This is a genomic window from Caballeronia sp. GAFFF2 (assembly GCF_023631485.1).
Lineage (GTDB): Bacteria > Pseudomonadota > Gammaproteobacteria > Burkholderiales > Burkholderiaceae > Caballeronia.
Genome location: NZ_JALQDA010000006.1, coordinates 211,009 through 227,738 on the forward strand (window position 1 = coordinate 211,009; position 16,730 = coordinate 227,738).

The 16,730-nt window shown below is 64.0% G+C and carries 13 protein-coding genes; 6 read left to right on the top strand and 7 right to left on the bottom strand.

Annotated features, from left to right (window positions below; genetic code table 11):
- Positions 1-36 precede the first annotated feature (36 nt).
- Complete coding sequence (gene cbiB, locus NCT04_RS03535; protein ID WP_250463543.1) at positions 37-978, bottom strand: adenosylcobinamide-phosphate synthase CbiB; 942 nt, start codon at positions 976-978, stop codon at positions 37-39.
- Positions 979-984: 6 nt separating this feature from the next.
- Positions 985-1,551: a bifunctional adenosylcobinamide kinase/adenosylcobinamide-phosphate guanylyltransferase gene (gene cobU / locus NCT04_RS03540; RefSeq protein ID WP_250463546.1), complete on the bottom strand. Its 567-nt coding sequence runs from the start codon at positions 1,549-1,551 to the stop codon at positions 985-987.
- Between the two features lie 55 nt (positions 1,552-1,606).
- On the opposite strand from cobU, the gene NCT04_RS03545 reads away from it, so the two are divergent.
- From NCT04_RS03545 to NCT04_RS03555, 3 genes are all read left to right on the top strand, one after another.
- A complete protein-coding gene (locus NCT04_RS03545; protein WP_250463549.1) occupies positions 1,607-3,079 on the top strand; it encodes a cobyric acid synthase in 1,473 nt (490 codons plus the stop codon).
- A 125-nt stretch (positions 3,080-3,204) separates the two neighbouring features.
- Complete coding sequence (locus NCT04_RS03550; protein WP_250463551.1) at positions 3,205-3,978, top strand: hypothetical protein; 774 nt, start codon at positions 3,205-3,207, stop codon at positions 3,976-3,978.
- Between the two features lie 238 nt (positions 3,979-4,216).
- Positions 4,217-6,427, top strand: a complete 2,211-nt coding sequence (locus NCT04_RS03555) for a TonB-dependent receptor (RefSeq protein WP_250463553.1) — start codon at positions 4,217-4,219, stop codon at positions 6,425-6,427.
- A gap of 47 nt (positions 6,428-6,474) precedes the next feature.
- Here NCT04_RS03555 and NCT04_RS03560 read toward each other — a convergent pair whose 3' ends face one another.
- Positions 6,475-6,891, bottom strand: coding sequence for a PaaI family thioesterase (locus NCT04_RS03560; RefSeq protein ID WP_244827275.1), 417 nt, complete (start codon positions 6,889-6,891; stop codon positions 6,475-6,477).
- A 192-nt stretch (positions 6,892-7,083) separates the two neighbouring features.
- On the opposite strand from NCT04_RS03560, the gene NCT04_RS03565 reads away from it, so the two are divergent.
- Positions 7,084-7,710, top strand: coding sequence for a nucleotide-binding protein (locus NCT04_RS03565; protein WP_244827276.1), 627 nt, complete (start codon positions 7,084-7,086; stop codon positions 7,708-7,710).
- A 51-nt stretch (positions 7,711-7,761) separates the two neighbouring features.
- Here NCT04_RS03565 and panD read toward each other — a convergent pair whose 3' ends face one another.
- From panD to NCT04_RS03585, 4 genes are all read right to left on the bottom strand, one after another.
- Positions 7,762-8,148 (bottom strand): aspartate 1-decarboxylase, encoded by a 387-nt coding sequence (gene panD / locus NCT04_RS03570; RefSeq protein WP_244827277.1) that lies wholly within the window; start codon positions 8,146-8,148, stop codon positions 7,762-7,764.
- A gap of 21 nt (positions 8,149-8,169) precedes the next feature.
- Positions 8,170-9,003: a pantoate--beta-alanine ligase gene (gene panC / locus NCT04_RS03575; RefSeq protein ID WP_244827278.1), complete on the bottom strand. Its 834-nt coding sequence runs from the start codon at positions 9,001-9,003 to the stop codon at positions 8,170-8,172.
- Positions 9,004-9,069: 66 nt separating this feature from the next.
- A complete protein-coding gene (locus NCT04_RS03580) occupies positions 9,070-9,855 on the bottom strand; it encodes a segregation and condensation protein A (RefSeq protein WP_244827977.1) in 786 nt (261 codons plus the stop codon).
- Positions 9,856-9,971: 116 nt separating this feature from the next.
- Entirely contained in the window at positions 9,972-10,160 is a 189-nt protein-coding gene (locus NCT04_RS03585) for a DUF3460 family protein (protein WP_250463758.1), read from the bottom strand.
- A gap of 487 nt (positions 10,161-10,647) precedes the next feature.
- Here NCT04_RS03585 and NCT04_RS03590 point away from each other — a divergent pair, with 487 nt between their 5' ends.
- Both NCT04_RS03590 and NCT04_RS03595 read left to right on the top strand, forming a co-directional pair.
- On the top strand, positions 10,648-12,390 hold the full coding sequence (locus tag NCT04_RS03590; protein WP_244827979.1) for an autotransporter assembly complex protein TamA: 1,743 nt from the start codon (positions 10,648-10,650) through the stop codon (positions 12,388-12,390).
- A 15-nt stretch (positions 12,391-12,405) separates the two neighbouring features.
- The gene (locus NCT04_RS03595) at positions 12,406-16,593 is read left to right on the top strand and encodes a translocation/assembly module TamB domain-containing protein (protein WP_250463556.1); all 4,188 of its coding nucleotides are present in this window, start codon (positions 12,406-12,408) and stop codon (positions 16,591-16,593) included.
- The last annotated feature ends 137 nt before the right edge of the window (positions 16,594-16,730 follow it).

The window sequence follows — 16,730 nt, forward strand, 5'->3', positions numbered from 1 at the left end:
GCGAAGTGATGGACGCGTCGAATCGAAACAGAAGAATCACCCATGTCCGGACGCGCTCATCAAGGCAAAGACGAGCAGGATGGCAAGCCACAGCAAGATCGAACGCTCGACGAGCCTCAACGCCGCGACCACGTGCCTCGGCGTGGCCTCATGACCCGCGCCGAGCGTCGGACGCGCTTCGAGCACGCCGTGATAAACCGCCGCGCCGCCAATCAGCACATTGAGGCTGCCCGCGCCCGAGGCCATCACCGGCCCTGCGTTCGGACTGTCCCACGCACGCGCCTGCGTGCGCCAGCAATGCCAGGCCATGCGCGTGTCGCCCGCGAGCGCGTAGCTCGCCGCCGTGAGGCGCGCGGGAATGAAGTTGAGCACATCGTCGATGCGCGCCGCCGCCCAGCCGAAGCGCAAGTAACGCGGCGTGCGATAACCCCACATCGCGTCGAGCGTATTGGCGAGACGAAACGCGAGCGCGCCCGGCCCGCCCGCGATCACGAACCAGAAGAGCGCCCCGAAGATTGCATCGTTGCCATTTTCGAGCGCGGATTCGACGGCCGCGCGCGAAAGGGCGTTCTCGTCGGCTTGCGAGGTATCGCGCGACACGATCCGCGAGGTGAGCTTGCGCGCGCTTTCGAGGTCGCCGAGCGAGAGGGCGCGGGCAATCGGCGCAATGTGCTGACGCAAGCTCTTGGCGCCGAGCGCGAACCACAGCAAGATCACATGCACGGCCGCGGCATACGCGGGCGGCAGCACGCTCACGAGCGCCCATGCGACCAACACCGGCGGCACGACGGCCGCAAGCCACGCAAGCATGCCCGCCGGCCGCGCCCGATGCCCCGTGTTCATGCGCGCTTCGAGCTTCGTCGCATATCGCCCGAAGGCGACGAGCGGATGCCGCGTGCGCGGCTCGCCGAACATGCGATCGACGATCACGCCGAGCACCGCGAGCAAGGACATCGAGTAAAAGGAAAGCAGGAGCATCGCCGGTCAGCCTTTCAGCGCGATCGGCAGACCCGCGACCATCAGCGTCGTGCGCGTGCTTGCGGCGGCGACGCGTTGATTCAATCGGCCGAGTTCATCGACATAAAGGCGCGTGACGGAACCGAGCGGCACCACGCCCAAGCCGATTTCGTTCGATACCACGATGACCGTGCCGCGCACGGCGGCGAGCGCGCGGTCGAAGGCATCGAAGGCATCGGTGGCCTCGCGCGGCAGTGACGCGTTCTGCGCGTCGGCGTTATCGGTTGTGAAGAGCAGATTGGCGAGCCAGAGCGTCAGGCAGTCGATGAGCACGCACGCGCCCGGCCTGTCCGCGTCGCGCACGGCATCGGCAAGACTGAGCGGCGCTTCGACGAGCGTCCAGTGCGCGGGCCGTCTTTCGCGATGATGCCGCACGCGCTCGGCGAACTCGGCGTCGCTGCCGACGCGCGCAGTCGCGATGTATGTCACGGGCAAACCGCTCTCGTTGGCAAGGCGTTCGGCGTGCGCGCTTTTGCCCGAACGAGCGCCGCCGAGAACGAAGATGAGGTTGCGTGGAGAGTGGGTCGTGGTCATCGCAATATTGTACCGGCGGGCTAAGATGCAGGCTTTCACCCGAGGACCGCATTCCATGTCTTTCGCGCCGCGCGGCACGCTGATGATTCAGGGCACGACTTCCGATGCCGGCAAGAGCACGCTCGTCGCGGGCCTGTGCCGGCTCGCGCGGCGCGGCGGCGCGAAGGTCGCGCCGTTCAAGCCGCAGAACATGGCGCTCAACAGCGCGGTCACGGTGGATGGCGGCGAGATCGGCCGGGCGCAGGCGCTGCAGGCAATCGCGGCGGGCGTGCCCGCGCGCATCGACTTCAATCCGGTGCTGCTCAAGCCGACGAGCGATCGAGGCGCGCAAGTGATCATCCACGGTCACGCGCATGCGAATCTGGACGCGCGGGCGTATCACGAATACAAGCGCACCGCGTTCGATGCCGTGCTCGCGTCCTACGCGCGGCTCACGGCCGAATTCGACGCGGTGATCGTCGAAGGCGCGGGCAGTCCCGCCGAAATCAATCTGCGCGATCGCGATATCGCCAACATGGGGTTCGCGGAACGAGTCGATTGTCCGGTCGTGCTGGTGGCGGACATCGATCGCGGCGGCGTGTTCGCGCATCTCGTCGGCACGCTCGCGTGTCTTTCGGAAAGTGAGCGGGCACGAGTGCGCGGCTTCGTCATCAACCGGTTTCGCGGCGATATCGGCTTGCTGGCACCGGGGCTCGAATGGCTCGAAACGCAGACCGGCAAGCCGGTTCTCGGCGTCTTGCCGTATCTGCATGGCCTCACGCTCGATGCCGAGGACATGCTGCCGTCGCAGGCGCGGTCGCGCGGCGCGGAATCGACGCTGAAGGTGATCGTGCCGGCGTTGCCGCGCATCAGCAATCACACGGACTTCGATGCGCTGCGGGCGCATCCGCAAGTCGATTTCGAGTACGTTCGGCCGGGCATGGCGCCGCCGCCCGCCGACTTGATCGTGTTGCCTGGGTCGAAAAGCGTGCAGCGCGATCTGGCGTGGCTGCGTTCGAACGGCTGGGAGCGGGCGATCGAGCGGCATCTGCGCTACGGCGGCAAGGTGCTGGGCATCTGCGGCGGCATGCAGATGCTGGGGCGCACGGTCGACGATCCTTCGGGCCTCGAAGGCGCGGCGGGTTGTGTCGATGGCCTGGGGCTGCTCGATCTCGCCACCGTGCTCACGCCCGACAAGCAGCTCGCAAACGTGACGGGGCGGCTTGTCATCGACGGCAAGGAGGCGCCCGTGCGCGGCTACGAGATTCATATGGGACGCACGAGCGGCGCGGCGCTCGCGCGGCCGGCGGTGGCGCTCGACGACGGCCGCTTCGACGGCGCGGTGTCGCAAGACGGGCAGATCGCGGCGACGTATCTGCATGGCCTCTTCGATACACCCGAAGCCTGTGCCGCGTTGCTCGCGTGGGCCGGCGTGAACGATGCCGCGCCGCTCGACTATCCGGCGTTGCGGGAGGCGTCGCTCGACCGGCTCGCGGATTCGTTCGAGCAGGCGCTGGATCTGAAGGCGGTGCTGGCGGCGTTCGCTTAAGGACGAGCTGCCGCGGGGCGTGCTTTTCCGCATTCAAGTTTTGCGGCAGCGGTCCGTTATCTGATTGTCGGCACGCCGTGACGAGCGGCGGCCTGTGCTCAATCCGATACCAAGAACACGCTCTCATGAAACTGCGCTCCAAGCTTATGCTGCTCGTATTGCCCGTCCTCGCTGCTTGCGGCGGCGGCGGCGGCGACGACAAGACCTGCACGACCGACCTCGGTAATCTGCAGAAATCGTGCGTAACGAATCCGTCGCATACGCTTCCTGAAGGCTTCTGGTACGGCTCGGTGAATTCCGGGCAGTCGTTCGCGGCGCAGACCATCGTCCTCGAATCGGGTCAGTACTTCAGCATCTATTCGCGAGATGGCTCGTTCGTCTGGCTGATCGAAGGCATCATGACGGCGACCGATGGCGCGTTCAGCGACGCGTCGACGGTAGGTTTCCACGAAGCAGGCGCGATCCGTGCCGGCTCGCTCAGCGGCAACTTCACGCAGAAGAGCACGCTCACCGCGACCACCTCGCTCTATGTTCCGCCCGATACCGCCGCCACCGCGTACAACGGCAACTACAACGCGACGTACGACACGCCGATCGCCATCAACGACGTGGCGCGCACCTGGACGAGCGCATCGGGCGTCTCGCCGATCTCGTCGATCACCTTCGCGGCGGACGGCACGGCCAAGGGCACGCAGAACGCCTGCACGTTCACGGGCAGCTTCAAGCCGCGCTCGACCGGCAAGCATCTGCTCGATGGCACCTTGAAATTCGCGGGCGGCGCGTCTTGCACGCTCAATAACGTGTCGATGCCCGTGGAGGCCACGGTCGTCAACGGACAGCTCACCGTCGTCGGCGTCACGACGCAGCGGGATCAGGCGTTCTATCTGTCGGGACAGTGAGCCTGTTGCTGGTTTCCTAAAATCCCGGTTCTTTGCTTAGGATTTAGCCCGCCGCGCGCGGGCTTTTTCTCGTCCAGTGTGCCGTGACGCCTCGTACACGTCGCAGCACGACAACAGTTTCTGATACGACAAATACAATTTTTGTACCGTCCGTTTAATAGACACTTTACAATTGTTAACGATTCGCATTTACGCGCTCAGACGGCTCAATTCACCTTTTTTCGAATATCCACGCCTTATGTCACGATCGGTCACCCAGCAAGAAGTCAGTCGCCGCACTGCGGTATCGAAGGCGGTAGAACGTCTTTTCGTGGGACTGGTCGCCGCCGCCGCAATGCAGGCGAGCGCTTACGCGCAAGGCGCGCCGGCGGCGGACGGCACCTCGGCCGATAGCGCCGGTGCTGCTCAATCGACGACCTTGCCCGCCGTGATGGTCAAGGGATCGGCGGCGCCCGGCGATCTGCCCGCGCCCTATGCAGGCGGACAAGTGGCGCGCGGCGGCAGCATCGGCGTGCTTGGAACGGCGAACGTGATGGACCAGCCTTTCAGCACGACGAATTACACCGAGCAGATGATCCAGGACACGCAGGCGCGTACCATTGGCGACCTCGTCGTCAACAACGCGTCGGTGCGCACGGAGCAAAGCGGCGGCGGTTTCGGCGACGTGTTCCAGATTCGCGGCTTCGACGTCCAGCCGACCGATGTCGCGCTCAACGGCCTCTACGGCATGGTCTCGGCGGCGCGCGTGCCGGTCAACCTCCTAGAACGCGTCGAAGTGCTGCAAGGCCCGGGCTCGCTCATGTACGGCATGGGACCGGGCGGCAGCGTCGGCGGCGCGATCAACATCGTCACCAAGCGCGCCGACGATACCCCGCTCACGCGTCTCACTGCGCTGTATCAATCGAAGAGCCAGTTCGGATTTGCCGCCGATATCGGCCGCCGCTTCGGCGATGAAGGCCAGTGGGGCGTGCGCTTCAACGGCCAGATCAAGGACGGGCAGACCGGCATTGCGCACGGCAACCAATTGCAGGGCGACAGCGCGATCGGCCTCGACTATCGCGGCAAACAGTTGCGTTGGTCGTTCGACGCCTACAACGTCTCCGAGAACACCGACGAGTACCGCTCGCAGATCGGTTTCGGCACCGCGACCGCCGTGCCCGCCGTGCCTTCGGCATACAACAATCTCTATCCCGGCTCGAAGCTCAAGCTGCGCGATTCGGCCGTCATGACGCGCGCCGAGTACGACATCAACCAGTACGTGACCGTGTACGGCGCGGCGGGAGAGCATTACGGCACGTCGCAGCAGAACTTCCCGTATGCGGCGGGCATGACGGCGGCGGGCGAGTTCAGCGCCTATAACGGCTATTACGACCAGTACACGCGCACCAAGACCGTCGATGCGGGCCTGCGCTTTCACTTCGATACCTTCGGCGTCAAGCACACGCTGGTCACGGGCGTGACGAGCCTGAATCAGGAGATCGGCTACTTCTACGCGCTGGGATCGACCGCGGTGGCGTCCAATCTCTATTCGCCGTCGCCCCTTGCACCCGTCGATACCCCGCGCGGCGACATGCAGCGCAGCAGCCAGACGCGTCTGAACAGTCAACAGGTCATCGATACGATGTCGTTCTTCAACGACCGCGTGCTGCTGACGGGCGGTTTCCGTCGTCAGACGATCGGCCAGGACAATTACGATCCGACCACGGGCGCGCAGCAAAGCTCGCTCGACCAGCAGGCGATCTCGCCGCTCGCGGGCATCGTGATCAAGCCGCTTTCGAATGTTTCCGTGTACGGCAACTTCACGTCGGGTCTTTCGAATGGCGGCACGGCGCCGGCGGGCACCGCGAACGCGGGCCAGGCGTTTGCGCCGTACAAGTCGAACCAATACGAAGCGGGCGTGAAGGCGGATTGGGGCCGCGTGCTGACATCGGTTTCGGTGTTTCAAATCTCGCAGCCCAACGCCGTCACCGATCCCACCACGAATTTCTACGGCTACAACGGCAAGACGCGCGTGCGCGGTCTCGAACTGGCTGCTTACGGCGAAGTGTTCCGCAGTCTGCGCCTGATGGCGAGCGCGACGTTCTATGATCCGAAGGTTTCGGGCACGGCGGGCGGCACGCAGGACGGCAACGATCCGGGCGGCGTGCCTAAGTTCGCCTTCAACCTCGGCGCGGATTACGACTTGCCGTGGGTGCCGGGCCTGAGCGTCAACGGGCGGATCATCCATACGGGCGCGCAGTACTACGATTCCAGCGATACCTTGCGCTTGCCGTCGTGGACGCGTTACGACGTCGGCGTGCGTTACGGAATGCGCATCGCGAAGAAGGACGTCGTGTTTCGCGCCAACGTCGAGAATCTGTTCGGCAGCCGGTACTGGATGCAGCAGGGCACCTACGTGACCAACGCCGCGCCGCGGACCTTGCTGATTTCCGCGCAAGTCGATTTCTGATCGCGACTTGAAAAGCCGGGACAGTCGCGCCGCTGTCCGGCTTTTCCTCAATAAAGAATCATCTGCGTACACCGGAACATGGCGATCAGCTTTCCTTCGCCATTGGTGACGCTTGCATCCCACACTTGCGTGCTTCGTCCGGCATGCACGGCCGTCGCCCGCGCGATGATCTTCCCTTCACGCGCCGTCGACACGTGATTGCTCTTCAATTCGAGCGTCGTGAAATTCTGCGCGTTCTCCGGTAAATGAGCGATGCACGCGTATCCGCAACAGGTATCCGCCAGGCCGACGACCGTTGCCGCATGCAGAAAGCCATTGGGCGCGAGTAACTCCGGCCGGATGACGAGTTCGCCCGTCAACGCGCCTTCTTCGAGTGAAATCAGTTGCACGCCGAGCAACTCGGGCAGACGGCCCTTCTGACGGTTGCGAAGAAAGTCGAGCGTCACATCGGAACGAAGGGGCATGGCGGTCGTTTAGAAGAGAGGGAAGAAAAGGAAAGGGTAGTCCGTTCGGCCAGCGCTTCGCGTGAGCGCCATTTTGCCGATAATATCAACGGCTCGAAATCATGTATCGGTTCCTAAAACGAAACCGCGCGCAGGCGTATCCCGGCGAAGGGCGTCGAAATCAAGCGCGTCGAACAATCTTCTGGACAATTCATGACCGTGATCGTGGTGGCAAATCCGAAGGGCGGCGTCGGGAAAAGCACGCTCGCAACCAATCTGGCCGGGTGTTTCGCGGCAAACGGCGAGTGGGTCGCGCTCGCCGATCTGGACAAGCAGCGCTCCTCGCACGCGTGGCTTTCGCTGCGCCCGGACACGCTGCCAAGAATCGAAGAATGGAATCTCGACGTCGACGCGCCCGCCAAGCCGCCCAAGGGCCTGGAAAAAGCCGTCGTCGATACGCCCGCCGGAGTCCACGGCAACCGGCTCGCGCTCGCGCTGGATATTGCCGACAAGGTGATCGTGCCGCTGCAACCGTCGATGTTCGACATCCTCGCCACGCAAGACTTTCTGTCGAAACTCGCGAAGGAAAAGGCGGTGCGAAAGGGCGCGATTCAGGTCGGCGTCGTCGGCATGCGGGTGGACGCGCGTACGCGCTCGGCGGAACAACTGCATCGTTTCGTGGAAAGTCTCGACTTGCCCGTGCTCGGCTTTTTACGCGACACGCAAAACTACGTGCAACTCGCCGCGCACGGACTCACGATCTGGGACGTCGCCAAAAGCCGCGTGGAGAAGGACCTGGAGCAGTGGCAACCCATCATCGAATGGGTCAGCAAAAAATAAGGCCGGCGGTCCTTGCGGAGCGCCGGCCAAGTCGCGGATGAACTCGGACGATCAGGTCCAGTTCTGCGTCGGCACGTGATCGCGGTTGCCCTTGATGCGGTTCGCTTCATCGACGAAGACGAGGTCCGGCTTCCAGCCCGCCGCGATCTCTTTTTCGTCGACGGCCGCGAAAGCCGCAATGATCACGAGGTCGCCCAACTGCGCGCGCCGCGCCGCCGAGCCGTTCAGCGAGATCATGCCGCTGCCGCGCTCGCCCTTGATGGCATAGGTGGTCAGGCGCTCGCCGTTGTTCACGTTCCAGATGTCGATCTGCTCGTTCTCCAGCAGATTCGCCGCTTCGAGCAGATCCTCGTCGATTGCGCACGAGCCTTCGTAGTGAAGCTCGCAATGCGTGACCGTCGCGCGGTGAATCTTCGATTTGAGCATGGTGCGCTGCATGATGCGTGTGGTTCCTTTACTTCAGATTTCCAGATTGTCGATGAGACGGGTGTTGCCGAGCTTCGCCGCCGCCAGCACGACGAGCGGCGCGCTCGCATCCGCTTCGCCCGGCGCGAGCAGGTCGACGCGCTTGCGCACGCTGATGTAGTCGGGTTTCCAGCCGCGTTCGGCGAGCGCGTTCATGGCCGTGCGTTCGAGCGCGGCCAGATCTTTCTCGCCCGAGAGCACGGCTTCGCGCACGCGATTCAACTGCAGCGCGAGTTGCGGCGCTTCGGCGTGCTCGGCGGCCGACAGAAAGCGATTGCGCGATGACAGCGCGAGACCGTTTTCCTCGCGCACCGTTTCGGCGGCGATGATCTCGGTGGGCAGCGCGAACTGGTGGCACATCTGCCGCACGATCATCAGTTGCTGATAATCCTTCTTGCCGAACACCGCGACGCGCGGCTGCACGCACGACATCAGCTTCATCACGACCGTGCACACGCCGGTGAAGAAGCCGGGGCGGAATTCGCCTTCGAGAATGTCGCCGAGGTTATGCGGCGGATGCACGCGATACTGCTGCGGCTCCGGATACATATCCACTTCGGTCGGCGCGAACAGCACGTAGACGTTCTCCGACTGCAGCTTTTCGATGTCGTCCAGCAGCGTGCGCGGATATTTGTCGAAGTCTTCGTTCGGCCCGAATTGCAGCCGGTTCACGAAGATGCTCGCGACCACCGGATCGCCATGCTGGCGCGCAAGCCGCATGAGGGAAAGATGGCCTTCGTGGAGGTTGCCCATCGTCGGGACGAAGGCGGTGCGGTTCTGACCGCGCAACTGATCGCGCAGTTCGTGAATTGAGCTGATGACTTTCATCGAGCGGGTGTCTCCTGGCGGGCGGCAGCAACAGGCCGCACCGAGGCAAGGGTAGAGAAAATGCTTTTAAGCGGGAGAGTACGCGAGTCTCACGTAAATGGGCGCAAAAGGCTCGGCCTGAGTGATTTCGATCAGCGATTCGCGCGACAACTCCAGCATGGCGATGAAGTTCACCACGACCACCGGTACGCCGCGCGTGGGATCGAATAGCTCGGAGAACTCCATGAAGCGCGCATGCTGCAGGCGCCGCAGGATCACGCTCATATGCTCGCGCACCGAGAGTTCTTCCCGCGAAATCCGGTGATGCTGAACGAGCTTCGCGCGCTTGATGACATCGGCCCAGGCGGAGCGCAGGTCGTTCATGTCGACGTCGGGGAAGCGTTGCGTCGACGCCTGCTCGATATAGACGTCCGCGCGCAGGAAGTCGCGGCCGAGTTGCGGCAACTGGTCGATACGTTGCGCGGCGAGCTTCATCTGCTCGTATTCCAGCAAGCGGCGCACGAGTTCGGCGCGCGGGTCTTCGGCGTCCTCGCCGGTGTCGGCCTTCTTGACCGGCAGCAGCATGCGCGACTTGATCTCGATGAGCATGGCCGCCATCAGCAGATATTCCGACGCGAGTTCGAGATTCGACTCGCGAATCTGATCGACATAGCCGAGATATTGCGCGGTGACATCCGCCATCGGAATGTCGAGCACGTTGAAATTTTGCTTGCGGATGAGGTAGAGCAGCAGGTCGAGCGGGCCTTCGAACGCTTCGAGAAAGATTTCGAGCGCGTCCGGCGGAATGTATAGATCCGTTGGCAGCTTCCAGAGCGGCTCGCCGTAGAGATGCGCGAAAGCGACGCCGTCGATGGTGTCGGGCGTCGAGTCGGTCGCAGGCTTGGCGAGCGCGGCGGCCCGTTCATCTCGCGAGTCGTCCGGGGCCTGACGGCGGGGCGACTGCGGCTCGCGGCCGGCTGTGCTCACGTTCAGAAGTTCTGGTAGTAGACGTATGGCGTCTGGTTCACGCGCGCCTTTTGCTGGCGTCCGCGTTCGTCGAGGTCGACCGGCTGCTTGTCCCACAGGAGCGCGCGGCCGCGACGCTGTTCGTCTTCGAGCGTCGGCTTTTGGCTTTTCAACTGATTGATGAACTGGGTGATGTCCGACTGGTACATGATCGGTTTTCCGTTGGCTCGATGCGGTGAGTAGGGACGACGCGCCCGGCAGCCTTTGCTGGCGCCGATGCCGCGCGGCACTGGGTTCGATCTCCGGGATTTTACAGCAAGCGTGAAGCGGTAACGCATGGACTTGGGGCTGCCACGTAAGCGATTATTGGAACCCGCGGAACCCCGCGAGCGTCTGACCGTCCAAAGCCGCACGACAGCGCGCCCGGCAGCGGTCCGCGGACGGCGCGCGGCAAACCACACCGCCGCAAGCCGCCGTTGCACATCCGTGCTCGGTTCCCATGCGAAGCTGTGGTGAAATAGCGCCTGCGCGCCGTGACCGGCTCATCGCATTGCAGCCGCGCGTTCGAGGTTCATCTTTCAGTCTCATTCATCCAGATGCCGGAGGTCACGTTTGGCGGGGCGTTCGTTTGATCCGCTGCGCGCGTTGCGCGCCTGTCCGCCGAAACGGCCGCACATGGCGATGTCCACGTCGCCCGGAATGAAGCGCTTGCCGGCTGCACTGCGCAGCTTCGTGGCATGTGCGCTCCTGGCGGCCGCTTGGCCTGCGTTCGCCAAGTACGACATCGACATCGACGCGCCGCGCAGCGTCAAGAAGCTGCTGAAGGACCATCTCGATCTGTCGCGCTTCGCCAAGCGCGACGACGTCAGCGACGACCAGTTCCAGTTCCTCGTCACCGCCGCGCCGAAGGACGTGCGCGACCTCGTCGCGACCGAAGGCTATTTCACGCCGGTCGTGCGCACCGACGTGACGACCGATGGCGACAAGCGCAAGGTGACCGTCAGCGTCGATCCAGGTCCGCAAACGAAGATCGCCTCCGTGCAACTGCATTTCACGGGCGCGGTGACGACCGAAGACCGCAATCAGGAGAATGCCGCGCGTTTCGCGTTTTCAGTGAACGAAGGCGATCCGTTCTCGCAAGGCGCGTGGGACGACGCCAAGAACGCCGCGTTGCGCGCGCTCCAGTCGCGGCGCTATCTCGGCGCGAAAATCGTGCGCTCGCAGGCGCGCATCAATCCGCGCGCGCACCTCGCCGATCTCTCCGTGACCTTCGACAGCGGTCCGACCTTCACATTCGGCAAGCTCGATATCAGCGGCACGAAGCGCTATCCGGAAAAGATCATCGACAACGTGAACCCGATTCATCCGGGCGAGATCTACGACGTCTCGCGCGTGAACGAACTGCAACGCCAGGTGCAGAACACGCCGTATTACGCGAGCGTGGCCATCGACGCGGACAACGACGTCAACAAGCCGCTCGAAACGCCGGTGCATCTGAAGGTGAGCGAGTATCCGTACAACAGCATCCGCTACGGTGTGGGTTATGCGACCGATACCGGCTTTCACGTGCAGGGCGCCTACAGCTATCTGAATACGTTCAACGCGGCCTATCCGTTCACCATTTCCGGCCGGCTCGATCAGACGCAGCAGTACGGCCGCGTGCAACTCGCGATGCCGCCCGATTCGCGCGGCTGGGTCAACGCGGTGTTCGGCTCCTACACCATCACCGACGTATCGAGCACAAAGATTTATAGCGGACGCGTGGGCGTGCAGCGCTCGCGTTCGACGCAGAACATCGACACGACGTATTCGCTCGCTTTCTACGACGACCGCATCACGCAGAACGAGCCGAATCCGTCGACGGCGCGCGCGCTCGTGCCCGCGTGGACGTGGGTGCGCCGCGATGTCGACGATCCGCTGTTTCCGCGTCGCGGCAACATCATTCGCGCGGAAGCAAGCTTCGCGGTGAAAGGCTTGATGACCGATCAGACCTTTGCGCGTCTCTACACCAACGCGCTGCAGTATCTGCCGATCACGAAGAACGATCTCTTCGTGTTTCGCGCGGAATTCGGCGGCGTGTTCACGAGCGGGCCGTCGAGCGGCGTGCCGGCGTCCCTGCTGTTTCGCGCGGGCGGCGCGAATTCGGTGCGCGGTTATAGCTATCTGAGTATCGGCAACAATGTGGCGGGATCGATCTTGCCGACCAAGTACATGGTGACGGGCAGCAGCGAGTATCAGCACTGGTTCACGCACGATTGGGGCGGCGCGGTGTTCTTCGACATCGGCACCGCGACTGACACTTGGAGCGAGCGCGTCTTCCAGCCGGGCGTGGGCGTCGGCGCGCGCTGGCGCAGTCCGGTCGGGCCGGTCAACGTGGACGTGGCCTACGGGCTCAAGAACAAGAGCATCAAGCCGTATCTGACGCTCGGCATTGCGTTTTGAACGGGCGCACGAGCGATGGTGGATATCAAGGGCATGACGGAATCGAGCGCACACGGAAGCAAGGACGAGCCGCGTTGGGATGAGGCGGGCGGCGTCGTTGCGTCCGATGCTGACGCGGGCGCCGGCAATAACGGCGGCAGCGGCGGTTCCGGCGACGATAAAAAGCCGCGCCGCGGCGGCTTCAGGCGTTTCATGCGCTGGTTGGGCGTGCTCGCACTGGTCATCGTTCTGATCGTCGTGCTTGCCATCGGCACCGTGTTGTTCGTGCTCAACACCGAGCGCGGCACGCGTTACGCGTGGCAGGCGGCGACATCGCTGCTCAAGGGTCAGCTGACCGGCAAGCTCGATGGCGGCGCTATCGCCACCGGCGTGAGTCTGCGCGATGTCCACTGGAAGAGTCCCGACGGCAAGGGCACGGACATAGCGGTCGACAGCGTTTCGGGACGCTGGGCGCTCACGCGCGAACCGCTGCGCTTTACCATCGATTATCTGCATGTCGGCACCATCGACGCGCGCATCGCGCCTTCGCAAGAAAAGTCGACGAAAACGGAATTGCCGAAGGATTTGCGCCTGCCGATCCAGCTTGCCATTCGCGACCTGAGCGTGGAAAAGCTGCGGTTGCATCAGGGTGCGACGACCACCGAATTCTCGCGCCTGCTCTTCAACGGCGGCAGCGACGGGCAGCATCATCAGGCGACGGTGCAGCGGCTCGACACGCCGTTCGGCGCGGTGACGGCATCCGCGAAACTCGACGGCGGCGCGCGTCCGTTCCCGCTTTCCGGCGATGCCGGCTACACCGGCAAGCTAAACGGCGAAGCGGTGCAGGTGGGCGCGCGGTTATCGGGCTCGCTGGAAGACCTCATTGCCGATATCGACGCCAGCGGCATGAAGCTCAACGGCCGCGCGCATGTCGAAGCGCTGCCGTTCGGCGACGTGCCGCTCAAGCTCGCCATCGTCAATGTCGATCACGTCAATCCGCAGGCGTTCAGCCCGGGCGCGCCGTTCGCCGACCTCGCCGTGAGCGCCGAAGTGAAGCCGGTCGAGAACGCGCCGGGCTTCGTGGTGAGCGGGCCGGTGTCGATCGTCAACGCGAAGCCGGGCGCCATCGACAAGAAGCTGCTGCCGCTCATCGACGCGCACGCCAACGTGCGGCTCGATGCCTCCGCGCAAAGCATCACCGATCTAAACGTGCGTCTCGTGAAAGAAGCGACCGTGACGGGTGGCGGCTCGCTCAAGGGCGGCGACGGCAAGTTCGACCTCAAGGTGGCGAAGCTCGACCTCAACGCAATCGAAGCGAGCGTGCGTCCGACCGATTTCTCCGGGCCGATCAGCGTCGTGCTCGCGGGCGATACGCAAACCGTCACCGCCGACCTGAACGATCCGAAAGCGGCGATCCGCGCGCAAGCCAAGGTGAAGCTCGACCCGAAGCAGACCGCGCTCGACGAAGTCAAGCTGACCGTCGGCAAGGGTCGCGTCGAAGCGAACGGTGTGCTCAAGAAAGATACGAATTCGAGCTATGACCTGAAGGCGAAATTCATCGACTTCAATCCGCTTCTGCTCACGCAGCAGTTGCTTCAGCCGAAGCCCGCGCCCGTCAGGAAAGGCACGCAGAAGAAGCCCGCGCCCGCGCGCGTGATCGAGGCGCGCGTGAACGGCACGCTGGCCGCATCCGGCAGACTCGCGCCCGAACTCACCACCAAGGCGACCTTCAAACTCGCCGACAGCATGTACGACAACTTGCCGCTCACCGGCGAAGGCACGGTGCAACTGGCGGGCATGCGGCTCTTGCCAAGCGCGGCCAAGTTGTCTGTCGCGGGCAACGATGTCGATCTGAACGGCAGTTTCGGCGCGCCCGGCGACCGGCTGCGTTTTCGCGTCGATGCGCCGCAACTCGAGCGCCTCGGCTTCGGTCTCGCGGGGACGGTGAAGGCGGACGGCGATCTGACCGGCTCGATTGCGCATCCGAACGTGGCTGCGAATTATCAGGCCGATGGCGTCGTGTTCGGCGCGAACCGCCTCGGTCATGCGGAAGGTCGCGCGGATATTCGCGATGGCTCGAACGGCGCGCTCGTCTTCACGCTGAAAGCGCGCGATGCGAGCACCTCGGGCATCGAAGTCGCCACGCTCGATGCGAACCTCAACGGCACACGCATGCATCACACGCTCGACGTGACCGCGGCCGGCAAGGTTCAGGGGCAGCCGGTGAATCTCGCGCTCGGCGCGAACGGCAAGTTCACCGATGCCGCCGACGGCCCGCATTGGGACGGCACGATCACGAAGCTCACCAACAAGGGCACGCCGTCGGTCAACCTCGAACAGCCGCTGACCGTGAGCTACGGTCCGGCCAGGCTCGTGCTCGGCGCGACGCGGCTCGTCGCGGAAGGCGCGGCGCTCAATCTCAAGTCGTTCGCGCTCGATCACGGCCGCATCCAGTCGGCCGGAACGTTGACGAATCTCTCGGTGCCGCGGCTTCTGGCCGTGCGTCAGGAAATGACGGGCGAGGAGCCGCCGATCCGCACCGACCTCGTCTTCGATGGCGACTGGAACTTCTCGCTCGGCGCCACGGCGACGGGTTATGCGCAGCTCAAGCGCCGCAGCGGCGATGTGACCGTGGAAGGCACCCGTGGCGTCTCGGCGCTCGGCATCAACGACATCTCGGCGCGCGCCGATTTCTCCAACGGCAATACGCTCAACGCGACGCTGCGCGCGCAGGCGACGCGCATCGGCGTGATCGAAGCCAACGCGCACACGCCGCTCGCCAATCGCGACGGCATGCTGACCGTGGTCGACGAAGCGCCGCTCTCCGGCGCAATCAACGCGAATATCCCCGAACTGCGCACCACCGGCGGGCTGCTCGGCCCGAGCTATCTGCTGGGCGGCAAGCTTGCGCTCAAGTTGAGCATCGCGGGGATCGTCGCCAAGCCGAATCTGTCGGGGTCGCTGACGGGCGACAATCTTTCGGCGACGGTCGTCGATCAGGGCGTTCAGTTGAAGGACGGCATCATTCGCATTGCGCTGTCGGAGAATCTGGTGGACTTCCAGCAGGTGGAGTTCCACGGCGCGAGCGGCACGTTGCGCGCGACGGGCAAGGTGCGGCTCGATCAGGCACAGCCGGACCTCACCGCGAGCATCATCGCGGACAAGCTGGAACTGTTCGCCTCGCCCGACCGGCAATTGTCGCTTTCGGGCAGCGCGAGTATCGCGAACGCGGGATTGCAGGGCGGCATGGCGATCAACGGCAAGTTCACCGTCGATCACGCGCTGTTCGACTTGCCGGAATCCGGCGCGCCATCGCTCGGCGACGACGTGGTCATCGAACGTCCCGATGGCACCATCAAGGGCGAAAACACGACGAAGCAGACGGTGGCCGCAACGGAAAAACCGGTTGGACCGTTCACGCCGCGGGCGAATATCGACATCGACCTGGGGCAGCGCTTTCGCTTCAAGGGCGCCGGCGCGGATCTCGGGCTTGCCGGCGTCATCAGTGTGACGAGCGCGCCGAACATGCCGCTGCGCGCGGTCGGCAATGTGCGCGTGACGACGCCGGGTTCGAGTTACACGGCGTTCGGGCGCAAGCTCAACATCGAGAATGGCTTCTTCACGTTCAACGGACCGGTGGCGAACCCCGGCATCAATGTCCTCGCGATGCGGCGCAATCAGGAAGTCGAGGCGGGCGTGCAGGTGACGGGCACGGTGCAGGCGCCCGTGGCCAAACTCATTTCCGAACCGAGCGTGCCTGACAACGAAAAGCTCTCGTGGCTCTTGTTCGGTCATGGCACGGATCAGGGTAATAACGTCGGCCAGCAGAGCGCAATGACGAGCGCACTCGCGTTGCTCGGCAGCACGGGCGGCAAGCGTATTGCGCAGACCTTCGGGCTGGATGAATTCACCATCGGTTCGAGCGAAGTGGGCCTGACCGATCCGCAAGTGGTGATGATCGCCAAGGCCATCAACGAGCGGCTGGTGATTGGCTACGAGCAGGGTCTGCAATCGGCCAGCAACGCGATCAAGGCGACACTGAGCCTGTCGCGATTCTGGTCGGTGACGGCGTATGGCGGGACGTTCCAGGGCGTCGATCTGTCTTACACACGGCGCTTCAATTCGTGGATGCGGCTCTTTTCGTCGACGACGCCCACGCGGTCGGAGCGGGCGGCGGCTTCGTCGGCCGCGGCGGCATCCGAGGTAGAGTCGACCACGGAGTAGATCGCTTTGAAGACGTAAGGGGAGAGGGGCATGCGAGTCGATCGCGTGCCCCTTTTTGCTTTTGCGCCGCGCCCGTAACCGATGCCCTATTGCTGATCCCAAAGTCCGCTTCTGATCTGAATCGTTCTCAAAGCGCG

Excerpts from the sequence above, each read along its gene's own strand:
- NCT04_RS03550 (WP_250463551.1), top strand. The coding sequence starts at position 3,205 with ATGAAACTGCGCTCCAAGCTTATGCTGCTCGTATTGCCCGTCCTCGCT.
- panC (WP_244827278.1), bottom strand. The coding sequence starts at position 9,003 with ATGAAAGTCATCAGCTCAATTCACGAACTGCGCGATCAGTTGCGCGGT.
- panD (WP_244827277.1), bottom strand. The coding sequence starts at position 8,148 with ATGCAGCGCACCATGCTCAAATCGAAGATTCACCGCGCGACGGTCACG.
- NCT04_RS03545 (WP_250463549.1), top strand. The coding sequence starts at position 1,607 with ATGTCTTTCGCGCCGCGCGGCACGCTGATGATTCAGGGCACGACTTCC.
- NCT04_RS03555 (WP_250463553.1), top strand. The coding sequence starts at position 4,217 with ATGTCACGATCGGTCACCCAGCAAGAAGTCAGTCGCCGCACTGCGGTA.
- NCT04_RS03595 (WP_250463556.1), top strand. The coding sequence starts at position 12,406 with ATGGTGGATATCAAGGGCATGACGGAATCGAGCGCACACGGAAGCAAG.
- NCT04_RS03590 (WP_244827979.1), top strand. The coding sequence starts at position 10,648 with ATGAAGCGCTTGCCGGCTGCACTGCGCAGCTTCGTGGCATGTGCGCTC.
- NCT04_RS03565 (WP_244827276.1), top strand. The coding sequence starts at position 7,084 with ATGACCGTGATCGTGGTGGCAAATCCGAAGGGCGGCGTCGGGAAAAGC.
- cbiB (WP_250463543.1), bottom strand. The coding sequence starts at position 978 with ATGCTCCTGCTTTCCTTTTACTCGATGTCCTTGCTCGCGGTGCTCGGC.
- NCT04_RS03560 (WP_244827275.1), bottom strand. The coding sequence starts at position 6,891 with ATGCCCCTTCGTTCCGATGTGACGCTCGACTTTCTTCGCAACCGTCAG.
- cobU (WP_250463546.1), bottom strand. The coding sequence starts at position 1,551 with ATGACCACGACCCACTCTCCACGCAACCTCATCTTCGTTCTCGGCGGC.